A 12,254-nucleotide genomic window follows, 5' to 3' on the forward strand; every position below is an offset into this window, starting at 1 on the left:
GGAGGGGGTAGGGGACCTGTTCCGGAGAGGGGTTTCCTATGCGCAGGATCGGGGACACCGCGATAGCCGCGGTCACCGTCGTCGCCCTCGGCTCGGGCGTGTGGCTGCTCGGCGGCACGGCGGGCACGCACGCCCCGCCCCAGCCGTCCGCCGCCGAGGGCCGCCCGGAGGCGGCCGAGGAGCGGCTCACGGCACCCGCGCTGCCGCCCTCCCCGCCCACGCGCATCCGGATCCCCGGGATCCGGGTGAACGCGCCCCTGATGGGCCTCGGCCTGACGAAGTCCGGCAGCCTCGACGTGCCGCCCGCCTCGAACAAGAACCTCGCCGGCTGGTACGAGGCCGGCACCGCTCCCGGCGAGCCGGGCACCGCGATCGTCGCCGGGCACGTCGACAACACCGAGGGTCCCGCCGTCTTCTACGACCTCGGCGCGCTCAAGCGCGGCGCCACCGTCGAGGTGGACCGCAAGGACGGCGGCGTCGCGGTGTTCACGGTCGACGCCGTCGAGGTCTACCAGGCGCGCGACTTCCCCGACGAGAAGGTGTACGGCGCCGCCAAGCGCCCCGAGCTGCGGGTGATCACCTGCGGCGGCGGCTACTCGAAGACCACCGGCTACCAGGGGAACGTGGTCGTCTTCGCGCACCTCACCGGCAGCCGGTGAGGGCCTCCAGCCCCCTCACATCGCCTCCCCGCTCCCGCTGAGGGCAGCGTTCCTCCCGGGAAACAGTCGTGATGCGGCCGGGTAACGTCGGCGCCGCAGTCTGCGTGGCATGACCTCGAATACGCGTGTGGCGGTGCTCCACCTGCTCACCAACGACGGAGGCTGCTGATGTCCACGACCTCACCTGTCGAGAACCACCCCCGCCCCACGATCGTGCTCGTCGGCCACGGCATGGTCGGCCAGCGCTTCCTCGAAGCGCTCGCCGAGCGCGGCCTGACCGCCACCCACCGCGTGGTCGTGCTCTGCGAGGAGCCGCGCCCCGCCTACGACCGGGTGCGGCTGACCTCGTACTTCTCGGGCCGGACGCCCGACGAACTCTCCATGACCGACCGGGAGTTCATCAGGGAACACGGCATCGAGCTGCACGTCGGCGACCCCGCGGAGAACGTCGACCGCGCGGCCCGGACGGTGACCGCCCGCTCCGGACTGACCGTCGGCTACGACGTCCTCGTCCTGGCCACCGGCTCCTACCCGTTCGTACCGCCGGTCCCGGGCAAGGACGCCGAGGGCTGCTTCGTCTACCGGACCATCGAGGACCTGCTCGCCATCGAGGCGTACGCGAAGTCGCGGGCCCGGACGGGCGCGGTGGTCGGCGGCGGTCTGCTCGGCCTGGAGGCGGCCGGCGCCCTCAAGGGCCTCGGACTCGCCACCCACATCGTGGAGTTCGCGCCGCGGCTGATGCCGGTGCAGGTCGACGAGGGCGGTGGCGCGGCGCTGCTGCGCACCATCGAGGACATGGGCCTGACCGTGCACACCGGCACGGGCACCCAGGAGATCGTGACGGACGACGCGGGCGCCGTGGCCGGCATGAAGCTGTCCGACGGCTCCGAACTCGCCACCGACCTGGTGGTGTTCAGCGCCGGTGTCCGCCCCCGCGACCAGCTGGCCCGCGACTGCGGTCTGGCGGTCGGCGAGCGCGGCGGCATCACCGTCGACGAGCGGTGCCGTACGGTCACCGACCCGCAGGTGTTCGCGATCGGCGAGTGCGCGCTGGCGGCGGACGGCCGGGTGTACGGCCTGGTCGCGCCGGGCTACGAGCAGGCCGAGACGGCGGCCGCGACGATCGCCGCCGACGAGGCCGACCAGGTGACGTTCACCGGCGCCGACCTGTCGACCAAGCTGAAGCTGCTCGGTGTGGACGTCGCCTCCTTCGGCGACGCGCACGGCACCACCGAGGACTGCCTGGAGGTCGTATACGCCGACGCCCGGTCGGGTCTGTACAAGAAGCTGGTCGTCGGCCGCGACGGCACGCTGCTCGGCGGCATCCTGGTCGGCGACGCGGAGGCGTACGCCACGCTGCGCGCGTTCACCGGCTCGGTCCCGCCGGTGGCGGCCGAGTCCCTGGTACTGCCCGCCGGCGTGGGCGGCCCCGTCCAGCTCGGCCCCTCCGCCCTGCCGGACGAGGCGGTCGTCTGCTCCTGCCACAACGTCACCAAGGGCGCGGTCCGCAGGTCGGTGACGGACCACTCCTGCACCAGCGTGCCCGAGGTGAAGAAGTGCACCAAGGCCGGTACGGGCTGCGGCAGTTGCGTGAAGGTGCTGGGTCAGCTGCTCACCGCCGAGCTGGAGGCGAGCGGCGTCGAGGTCGACAAGGGGCTGTGCGGCTGCTTCGCGCAGACCCGCGAGGAGCTGTACGAGATCGTCCTCGCCCTGCGCCTCACCTCGTACCGGGACCTGCTGGACCGGTACGGCCGCGAGGGTGCCCGGGGCGGCGACGGCTGCGAGACCTGCAAGCCGGCCGTCGGCTCGATCATCGCCTCGCTCGCCCCGACGATCGGCGCGGACGGCTACGTCCTCGACGGCGAGCAGGCGGCCCTGCAGGACACCAACGACCACTTCCTCGCCAACCTGCAGAAGAACGGCTCGTACTCGGTCGTGCCGCGCATCCCCGGCGGTGAGATCACCCCGGAGAAGCTGATCGTGATCGGTGAGATCGCCCGTGACTTCGGGCTCTACACGAAGATCACCGGCGGTCAGCGGATCGACCTGTTCGGGGCGCGCGTCGAGCAGCTCCCGCTGATCTGGACCCGCCTGGTGGACGCGGGCTTCGAGTCCGGGCACGCGTACGGCAAGGCGCTGCGCACGGTGAAGTCGTGCGTGGGGCAGACCTGGTGCCGCTACGGCGTCCAGGACTCCGTACGGATGGCGATCGACCTGGAGCTGCGCTACCGGGGGCTGCGCTCGCCGCACAAGCTCAAGTCGGCGGTCTCCGGGTGCGCCCGCGAGTGCGCCGAGGCCCAGTCGAAGGACTTCGGCGTGATCGCCACCGCCAACGGCTGGAACCTGTACGTCGGCGGCAACGGCGGCGCGACCCCGCGCCACGCGGACCTGCTCGCGCAGGACCTGTCCGACGCCGAACTGGTGCGGCTGATCGACCGGTTCCTCATGTTCTACATCCGCACGGCCGACCGGCTGGAGCGCACGTCGACCTGGCTGGAGCGGATCCCGGGCGGGCTGGACCACGTACGGGACGTGGTGGTGCACGACTCGCTGGGCATCTGCGAGGAGCTGGAGTCGCTGATGGCGGCCCATGTCGCCCACTACCGCGACGAGTGGGCCGAGACCGTCGACAGCCCCGAGAAGCTGGCCCGGTTCGTGTCCTTCGTCAACGCGCCCGACACCCCCGACCCGGTGGTCGCCTTCGTCCCCGAGCGCGACCAGATCAAGCCCGACCTGCCGCTGCTGAGCATCGGCCACCGTCCCCTGCACGACGCACTGGAAGGAAGCGCCCCGCGATGACCCTGGCACCCGAGACGACCTCGTTGATGGTCCAACTGCGGCTGGGCGAGGACTGGTTGACCATCTGCGACCTGGCCGCGCTGACCCCGGGGCGCGGGGTGGCGGCGCTGCTGCCCGACGGCCGCCAGGCGGCGCTCTTCCTGGACCGGACGGGCCAGGTGTACGCGATCGACAACCGCGACCCGTTCGGCGGCGCGGCGGTCCTCTCGCGCGGCCTGACCGGCACCCACGAGGGCCGGCCGTTCGTCGCCTCCCCGCTGCTGAAGCAGCGCTTCGACCTGGTCACCGGGCAGTGCCTGGACGACGAGACGGTGCGGGTGGCGACGTACGAAGTGAGGGGGGCGAGGGGTTGAGGGAGGCGGGAGCCTCGTAGGCACCCTTCTCGACCGCGCTCGGCACACCGACTGTTTTCGGTCACGCGGGACGGCTACCGACAAGAAACTTACGCGGGAGGTGTGCCAACCTTCGATCGACGTAAGGAATGAAAGGGCCGGACCCACCGAGGGAGGACGGACAGGACATGCACGAAACCCCGCCCGTCCGACCCGAGGCCGGCATGGTCGTGGGACTCTTCTGGGTCGCCGCGGACGGCGTGTATCTGGGAGCACCCGCGACAACTCCGGCTCCCACCCTGGTTCTCCAGCCGTCCGGGCCCCGTCTCACCGGTCCGGATCCACGGACGTGGACGTGGTCGGAGATCGCCGATCTGCAGGTCACCGAGGTCCCGGTCCGCTCCACCCTGAACCGCTGGGCGAGCCGGGCGGCGAGCGTCGCCGCGGCGGCCATGGACGTCTGGGTGCCGGGCGACCCCGAGCGGATGACCGTCTCCGTGACCACGCCCGACGGCTGCTTCCGGACATCCGTCCACTCCGGCGCCGCCGTCGCCTACTCGCCCCGCGAGGTCGACCTGTCACGGCAGTTGATCGACCGCTTCGTACGGGGCGGCGCCACGCCCGCCCTGATGACCCAGTGGTGGGAGAAGTCGCGGCCGACGGGAATCCTCAAGTCGCGCGAGCGCGAGGAGGTTCTCGGACTCTGGCTCGCGCAGACGTGATCACCCCGCCTCGGACCGGCGACCGAAGGGCACCGTGATGCGCGTACCCACCTGCGTCCTCAGCAGCTTCGAGGCCCCCCGTGTGCTGCACGGCCACAGCCCCGACCTGTTCGTCCAGATCGGTTCCCTGACCAAGCCGCTGACCGCGACCGTCCTCACGCGGCTGGCGGACAGCGGATTCCTGGGCCTCGACGACCCGCTGGAGTCGTTCCTGCCGGCTCCCAGGGGCACCGGAATCACCCTGCGGCACCTCGCCGAGCACACCTCGGGCCTGCCCCGGCTACCCCCGGGCCTCGGCGGGAGCGACCCCTACGCGGCCTTCGACGCCGGGGCCCTGGACTCGGTCGTGCGCCACCTCGACGGCCTGGTCACCGCCCCCGCGGGCACCTCCGAGGAGTACTCGAACCTCGGGTACGCCGTCCTGGGCGCCGCCCTGGTCTCCGCGGCCGGCGCCTCGTACGAGGAACTCCTGAGCCGGCACGTCCTCGACCCGCTCGGTGTCACCGACGTCCGCGCCGACCCCCCGGCCGACCGACGACTGCACCGGTGGGGGCCGTTGGAACTGCTGCGGCGCCCTTGGACGATGACCGGCGCGATCCTGCCCGCCGGCGGGCTCTGGGCCACTCCCCGGGCCGCCGCCCGTGTCGTCGTCGGCCTGCTCGTCGACCGCGGCCTCGGCGATCCGGCGCCCGCCTGGCAGCCGGCGGGACCCATGCTCTGGCACAACGGCGCGACGAACACCGCGTCCGTCTTCGCCGGTGCCTCACCGAGCGGCTGGATCCTCGTGCACCGCCAGACCGGCCGCGCCGACGCCACGGACAAGCTGGCCGTGGACACCTTCAAGGCGGCCGTGGCACAGCGCCGGCGCTAGGTCCTGTCGTCAAACTCGCGTCGTCCGCCCGAAGGGCGGGCCTCGCGGCGTCATGGGGGTCCCCCCTGCTCGAGCGGAGCCGAGAGCTTGGGGGAGCGTGCTCTGGGGGTCCCCCCGGCCGAAGGCTGGGGGAGTGCCGGGCCTCGTCCCTCGTACTGGACGTACTTGGGTCGGGGCCCGGTGCGGCGAGTGGGGGTCCCCCCTGCTCGAAGAGCTTGGGGGAGCGTGCATGACGTCGCGGGGCAGACGGGAGTTTGACGACAGGGCCTAGGTTCCGCACGGGGCTCCCGCTCACCTCACGCCTTCAGCGCGTCGTACGTCACTCCCGTCAGCCGCTCGGACGCGTCCCAAAGCCGCATGCCCGCCTGGTCGTTGCGGGTCCACGGGGCGCGCGGAGAGGGGGCCGGCGCCCCGCGCCACATCGCGAAGGACGGGCCGGTGAAGGAGTCGGGCCGGACCTCGGGCGCGGTCGCCGCGTACAGCGTGGGCAGCGCGCCCGCCTCCGCCGGCTGGGCGACGGCCGTGTTGACGAGTTCCATCAGCCGCTCCGCGCCCCGGCGCCCCTCGGCCCGCGGCCCGGCCGTCTGGAGGTTGGTGGCGGCATACCCCGGGTGGGCCGCCGCCGCGACGGCGTCCGCGCCGGTGGCCGCCAGCCGGCGCGCCAACTCGTGCGTGAACAGCAGGTTGGCGGTCTTGGAGCGGGCGTAGGCCACCCAACGCCGGTACCGGCGCTCGCTGTTGAGGTCGTCGATGTCGAGGTTGGCGAGCGCGTGCAGCATGCTGGACACGGTCACGATCCGGGCGCCGGGGGCGGCGAGCAGGGCCGGCAGCAGCAGCCCGGTGAGGGCGAAGTGCCCCAGGTGGTTGACGCCGAACTGGGTCTCGAACCCGTCGGCCGTCGTCCCGTACGGCAGCGCCATCACACCGGCGTTGTTGACGAGCAGATCGAGACGGTCGTACGCGAACGAGTCGGCGAAGTCCCGTACGGACGCGAGGTCCCCGAGGTCCAGCCGTCCGAACTCGGCCTGGGCGCCCGGCACCTCGGCCACCACCTGGTCGGCCGCGGCACTCCCCCGATCCTCGCTCCGGCAGGCGAGCACCACCCGGGCCCCGTTGCGCGCCAGTTCCCGCGCGGTGACGTAACCGAGGCCGCTGTTGGCGCCGGTGACGACGGCGATGCGGCCGGTGAGGTCGGGGATGTCGGTCGTCTTCCAGCCGGACATGGGCGAGACCTTCCGAGAGGGGGCCGAAGTGCCGTGACAACGCCGGTCACAGCATGTCCCCGTGACATGATGGCGTCCATGATCACACCCCGAAAGGCCGATGCCGCGTAACCGGCCCGGCGCCCTGCGCGCCCGACGGAGCCGCGCGCTCCCGCACACCCGGGAGACCCCGCCTCCCGTCCGCATCCCCGGTCTGTCGGCCCGGACCAGTCTCACGATCCACCGGGTGGAGAGCGCGTCGGACGGCTTCCTCATCCGGGTCGGCGCGACCGGCGACGCCCTACGCCGGTACCGCGCGTTCCTGAGCCGCCCGGGGCTACGCCCCCTGTATCCGCACGAGGCCTTCTGCCCGTCGTGCCCCGGCTGTGCCCTGGACGACGTACGGCACGCCCGTGACGTACTGGCGGAGATCCTGCCACTGCTGCCGCCCCGGGCCCGGGGCGAGCTGCGGCGTGCACTGCTGACGCTCGACCGCCGCTATCGGACCCGGACCCTGCCCGATCCACTCGCGGCCGCGCGGGGCGAGGCGCCGTGGTGGCACGGGCGTCTTGCCGACGGCGCTGAGGGGTGGGGGGTGTAAGTGGTGGGTGAAGGAGCGTGGCAGGGAAAGGCAGGCGACACGAGCACCGCGCGAGGGTGACCATGGCTTCATGACGGCAACGCATCTGGAAACCGGCAGCAATGACCCTCAGGTGGCCGAAGCACTTGCTGCGGAGTACGAGGCTCTGTCACCTGAGTGCCGAGCCGATCCTGACCGGTTGAACCGGTTCCTCGCGCCGGACTTCCATGAGTTCGGCGCCTCCGGCGCGGAGATCGAGTACGAAGGCACCGCGCAGCGCGTAGCGGCATACACCGACCCGGCTGGTGAGCCGATCAAGGCCGAGCGCGTACGTGGGCTCAGATTGGCCGACGGGCTGGTGATGGTGAAGTACCGCGCGAACATCGACGGGAAGTGGTCCAACCGAACCTCGTTGTGGCGACGGGTAGCACCGACGCACTGGCAGATGTTCCACCATCAGGGAACGCCCACCGGGGGCCCGAACGGCACTTCCTAGTGCGCCGGATGCCGCTCTCCACGGAGCTGGATGATGCCCGAAGGGGCGGCACCCCCGCACAGGGTGCCGCCCCTCCTTCTATGGTGCGCCGGAGCCGCCGCCGATCGGTCTTGAGGGTCGGGGACCGACGGCGGCTCCGGGGCCAGGGAGGAATGGCGGTGGTCGCCGCCCTCCGGGTGAGGGTCAGCGGTGGTCGCTGCCCTGGGAGTGGGTGGCCGCGCGTCCCGCTTCGAGGCGGGCGACCGGGATGCGGAACGGGGAGCAGGAGACGTAGTCCAGACCCACCTCGTGGAAGAAGTGGACCGACTCGGGGTCGCCGCCGTGCTCGCCGCAGACGCCGAGCTTCAGGTCGGGGCGGGTCTCGCGGCCCGCCTTGACCGCCGCCTTGACCAGGGAGCCGACGCCGTCCCTGTCGATGGTCTCGAACGGGCTGACGCCGAAGATGCCCTTCTCCAGGTAGGCGGTGAAGAAGCTCGCCTCGACGTCGTCGCGGCTGAAGCCCCACACGGTCTGGGTCAGGTCGTTCGTGCCGAAGGAGAAGAACTCCGCGGCCTCCGCGATCTGGTCGGCGGTGAGCGCGGCGCGCGGCAGCTCGATCATCGTGCCGATCGCCAGCTTCAGGCGGACGCCCGTCGCGGCCTCGACCTCGGCGATGACCTGGTCGGCCTCCTCGCGGACGATCTCCAGCTCCTGGACGGTGCCGACGAGCGGGATCATGATCTCGGCGCGCGGGTCGCCCTTGGCGTTCTTGCGCTGGGCCGCGGCCTCGGCGATGGCCCGCACCTGCATCGTGAACAGACCGGGGATGACCAGGCCGAGGCGTACGCCGCGCAGGCCGAGCATCGGGTTCGCCTCGTGCAGACGGTGGACGGCCTGGAGCAGTCGCAGGTCGTTCTCGTTGGCGTCCTTGCGGGACTCCGCCAGGGCGACGCGGACCGACAGCTCGGTGATGTCCGGCAGGAACTCGTGCAGCGGCGGGTCCAGGAGGCGGATGGTGACGGGCAGGCCGTCCATCGCCTCGAACAGCTCGACGAAGTCCTTCTTCTGCAGCGGGAGGAGCTGCTTGAGGGCTTCTTCGCGCTCGGTGTCCGTGTCCGCCAGGATCAGGCGCTCGACCAGCTCACGGCGGTCGCCGAGGAACATGTGCTCGGTGCGGCACAGGCCGATGCCCTGGGCGCCGAAGCGGCGGGCGCGCAGCGCGTCCTCGGCGTTGTCGGCGTTGGCGCGCACCCGCAGGCGGCGCTTGCGGTCGGCGAAGGCCATCATGCGGTGGACCGCCTCGACGAGCTCGTCGGCGTCGTCGGCGCCCGGGTGCATCCGGCCCTCGAAGTACTCGACGACCGGGGAGGGCACGACCGGGACCTCGCCCAGGTAGACCTTGCCGGTGGAGCCGTCGATGGAGATCAGGTCGCCTTCCTCGACGATGTGACCGCCCGGGACCGTCATCCGTCGGCGCTTGGTGTCGACCTCCAGCTCCTCGGCGCCGCAGACACAGGTCTTGCCCATGCCGCGGGCGACCACGGCCGCGTGGGAGGTCTTGCCGCCGCGGGAGGTCAGGATGCCCTCGGCCGCGATCATGCCGTCGAGGTCGTCGGGGTTGGTCTCCCGACGGACCAGGATGACCTTCTCGCCCGAGCGGGACCACTTGACGGCGGTGTACGAGTCGAAGACCGCCTTGCCGACCGCGGCGCCCGGCGAGGCCGCGATGCCCCGGCCGACCTGCTCGGTCTTGGCGTCGTCGTCGAAGCGCGGGAACATCAGCTGCGCCAGCTGGGCGCCGGTGACGCGCTGGAGCGCCTCGGTCTCGTCGATCAGGCCCTGGTCCACCAGCTGCGTGGCGATGCGGAAGGCCGCACCCGCCGTGCGCTTGCCGACGCGGGTCTGGAGCATCCAGAGCTGGCCGCGCTCGATGGTGAACTCGATGTCGCAGAGATCCTTGTAGTGGTTCTCCAGGGTCTCCATGATCTGCATGAGCTGGTCGTACGACTTCTTGTCGATCGACTCCAGCTCGGCGAGCGGCACGGTGTTGCGGATGCCCGCGACCACGTCCTCGCCCTGCGCGTTCTGCAGGTAGTCGCCGTAGACGCCCTGGTGGCCGGAGGCGGGGTCGCGGGTGAAGGCGACGCCGGTGCCGGAGTCGGGGCCGAGGTTGCCGAAGACCATCGAGCAGACGTTCACCGCGGTGCCCAGGTCGCCGGGGATGCGCTCCTGGCGGCGGTAGAGCTTGGCGCGGTCGGTGTTCCACGAGTTGAAGACCGCCTCGATGGCGAGGTCCATCTGCTCGCGCGGGTCCTGCGGGAAGTCCCGGCCGGCCTCGGTCTTGACGATCTTCTTGAACTTGGTGACCAGCTTCTTCAGGTCGGCCGCTTCGAGGTCCGTGTCGACGGTGACCTTCTTGGCCGCCTTGGCCGCGTCGAGGGCCTCCTCGAAGAGCTCGCCGTCGACGCCGAGGACCGTCTTGCCGAACATCTGGATGAGGCGGCGGTAGGAGTCCCAGGCGAAGCGGTCGTCGCCGGCCTGCTTGGCCAGGCCCTGCACCGACTTGTCGGAGAGGCCGATGTTCAGGACCGTGTCCATCATGCCGGGCATGGAGAACTTGGCGCCGGAACGGACGGAGACGAGCAGGGGGTTGTCGGCCTGGCCGAGCTTCTTGCCCATCCGCTGCTCCAGCGCGTCGAGGTGCGCACTCACCTCGTCACGCAGTGCCGCCGGCTCCTCGCCACTGTCGAGGTAGACCTTGCAGGCCTCGGTGGTGATCGTGAAGCCCGGAGGGACGGGAAGGCCCAGGTTGGTCATCTCGGCGAGGTTCGCGCCCTTGCCGCCGAGGAGGTCCTTGAGGTCCTTGTTGCCCTCGGTGAAGTCGTAAACGAACTTCACGCCCTCAACGCTCGCGCCCTGCTCGGCTACCTGAGGTTCTTTGTTTTCCGACACGGGTCTCGACTCCTAGAGGCCGCGGTGGCTGCCCTGACGGCGAGGAACATACCCAGATCGAAGGCGCCTGGGTACGTCCACTCGTGCGTCATGTGCACGTAACCGGTCGTCCGCCACCGGATCGAAAGTCAAAGCTTGGCAAGCGCAGAGCGGCTGATGTTTTCACTTCTTGAACGCAATGATGCCCCCAGACCCTGAATTCCGCTCATGTGAGCGGCTCTCGGCACGCCTGATTTCGATCGATGAACGATCAAGGGGTGGCACTGAGTGCCACCCCTTGGAGAAGTGCAGTCGTGCAAGATCCGCTCATCTGAGCGGAACCCTTATCAAGGGTGGCGAGAATCACGCTGCCACAGGCGTCCGGATTTCACCATGCGGACCGAAATCCGGACGTGAAACACCCACGTCACACGCCGAGTGCGAGCAACCGCTGCTCGACCCGGTCCGGCGCGTACAGGTACTCCACGACCAGCGCACCGGCGCCGACCAGCCCGGCTCGCTCGCCGAGCCGTGAGGTGACGACATCCAGGTGGGCGGTGGAGCGGGGCAGGGCCCGCTGGTAGAGCAGCTCGCGCACTCCGGTGAGGAAGGGCGTTCCGGCCAGATCCCCGGCGATCATCAGGACCCCGGGGTTGAGCAGTGTCACCACCGTCGCCAGCACGTCCCCCACCCGGCGCCCGGCCTCGCGGGCGAGCGCGGTCGCCTCCGGGTGGCCGGAGGCCAGCAGGTCCCGTACGTCCGAGCCGGAGGCGGCCCTCACCCCGGCCTCCGCGAGGCGCCGGGCCACGGCGCCGCCGCTGGCGACGGCCGCGAGGCAGCCGTACGAACCGCACCGGCACAGCGCCTCCGCGCCCACCCGGATGTGCCCGATGTCGCCCGCGCCGCCGTCGACGCCCCGGTAGATCGAGCCGTCGACCACGACGCCGGCGCCGATACCGGTCGACACCTTGACCAGGACGAAGGCCGAGCAGTCCGGGTGTCCGGTGCGCTGCTCGCCGTACGCCATGAGGTTCGCGTCGTTGTCCACGAGCACCGGCACCGCGGGCGCGCCGGTGCGTTCGGTGAAGGCGCGGGAGAGGCGGCCTCGTATGTCGTAGCCGTCCCAGCCCGGCATGATCGGCGGCTGCACGACCCGGCCGGTCTCGCTGTCCACCGGCCCCGGCACCGCGAGTCCTATGCCGCACACCTCGTCCGGCAGGTGCCCCGCCTTCTCCAGCAACTCGGCGCACCAGTGGCCGAGTTCGCCGAGCACGGTCTCGGGCCCGTCCTCCACGACCAGCGTTCCGGAGTGCTCGGCGAGGATCTCGCCGGTGAGGGAGAGGACGGCCGCGCGGGCGTGCCGGGTGTCGAGGTCGGCGGCGAGGACCACGGCGTGGGAGTCGTCGAACTCCAAGGTGATGGAGGGGCGTCCGCCGAGCGGCGAGCCGACCGGGCCGCCGGCCCCCTCGCGCAGCCAGCCGGCCCGGAACAGCCGGTCGAGGCGGTGGCCGACGGTGGCCCGGGAGAGCCCGGTGGCCTGCTGGAGTGCACCGCGTGTGATCGCCCGCCCGGTGCGCACCAGTTCGAGCAGATCACCGGCGCTGGCCTGACTGCCACCCTTGCCGGTCCTGCCGGGCTGTCCGGTCATGCGCACCCCCTTGTGTTTCTCAAGACTGCATTACA

10 protein-coding genes are annotated in these 12,254 nt (G+C 71.3%); 7 read left to right on the forward strand and 3 right to left on the reverse strand.

Features of this window, described 5'->3' with window-relative positions; translation table 11 throughout:
• Positions 1–38: 38 nt before the first annotated feature.
• The 5 genes from IPZ69_RS03825 (at position 39) to IPZ69_RS03845 (ending at position 5,383) form a co-directional block, all read left to right on the forward strand.
• Positions 39–659 carry a class F sortase gene (locus tag IPZ69_RS03825; protein WP_235452211.1) on the forward strand — a complete coding sequence of 207 codons (621 nt, stop codon included), beginning with the start codon at positions 39–41 and terminating at the stop codon, positions 657–659.
• Positions 660–827: 168 nt separating this feature from the next.
• On the forward strand, positions 828–3,458 hold the full coding sequence (gene nirB / locus IPZ69_RS03830) for a nitrite reductase large subunit NirB (protein WP_235452212.1): 2,631 nt from the start codon (positions 828–830) through the stop codon (positions 3,456–3,458).
• Positions 3,455–3,811, forward strand: a complete 357-nt coding sequence (gene nirD / locus IPZ69_RS03835; protein ID WP_235452213.1) for a nitrite reductase small subunit NirD — start codon at positions 3,455–3,457, stop codon at positions 3,809–3,811. The genes nirB and nirD overlap by 4 nt, the downstream gene beginning before the upstream one ends.
• 167 nt (positions 3,812–3,978) lie before the next feature.
• Complete coding sequence (locus tag IPZ69_RS03840; protein WP_235452214.1) at positions 3,979–4,512, forward strand: hypothetical protein; 534 nt, start codon at positions 3,979–3,981, stop codon at positions 4,510–4,512.
• 37 nt (positions 4,513–4,549) lie between these two features.
• Positions 4,550–5,383, forward strand: a complete 834-nt coding sequence (locus IPZ69_RS03845) for a serine hydrolase domain-containing protein (RefSeq protein ID WP_235452215.1) — start codon at positions 4,550–4,552, stop codon at positions 5,381–5,383.
• 296 nt (positions 5,384–5,679) lie between these two features.
• On the opposite strand, the gene IPZ69_RS03850 is transcribed toward IPZ69_RS03845, so the two are convergent.
• The gene (locus tag IPZ69_RS03850; protein ID WP_235452216.1) at positions 5,680–6,606 is read right to left on the reverse strand and encodes an oxidoreductase; all 927 of its coding nucleotides are present in this window, start codon (positions 6,604–6,606) and stop codon (positions 5,680–5,682) included.
• Positions 6,607–6,706: 100 nt separating this feature from the next.
• Between IPZ69_RS03850 and IPZ69_RS03855 the strand changes: the two genes are divergently transcribed.
• Together IPZ69_RS03855 and IPZ69_RS03860 are read left to right on the forward strand one after the other, a co-directional pair.
• Entirely contained in the window at positions 6,707–7,186 is a 480-nt protein-coding gene (locus IPZ69_RS03855) for a hypothetical protein (protein WP_235452217.1), read from the forward strand.
• 70 nt (positions 7,187–7,256) lie between these two features.
• On the forward strand, positions 7,257–7,661 hold the full coding sequence (locus tag IPZ69_RS03860) for a DUF4440 domain-containing protein (protein ID WP_235452218.1): 405 nt from the start codon (positions 7,257–7,259) through the stop codon (positions 7,659–7,661).
• Positions 7,662–7,844: 183 nt separating this feature from the next.
• Here the strand turns inward: IPZ69_RS03860 and ppdK are convergent, their stop codons facing one another.
• Together ppdK and IPZ69_RS03870 are read right to left on the reverse strand one after the other, a co-directional pair.
• Entirely contained in the window at positions 7,845–10,592 is a 2,748-nt protein-coding gene (ppdK, locus tag IPZ69_RS03865) for a pyruvate, phosphate dikinase (protein WP_235452219.1), read from the reverse strand.
• A gap of 406 nt (positions 10,593–10,998) precedes the next feature.
• Positions 10,999–12,219: an ROK family transcriptional regulator gene (locus tag IPZ69_RS03870; RefSeq protein ID WP_235452220.1), complete on the reverse strand. Its 1,221-nt coding sequence runs from the start codon at positions 12,217–12,219 to the stop codon at positions 10,999–11,001.
• Positions 12,220–12,254: the final 35 nt, after the last annotated feature.

The sequence above is a fragment of the Streptomyces olivochromogenes genome, assembly GCF_021538895.1.
In the GTDB taxonomy this organism is placed as follows: domain Bacteria; phylum Actinomycetota; class Actinomycetes; order Streptomycetales; family Streptomycetaceae; genus Streptomyces; species Streptomyces olivochromogenes_A.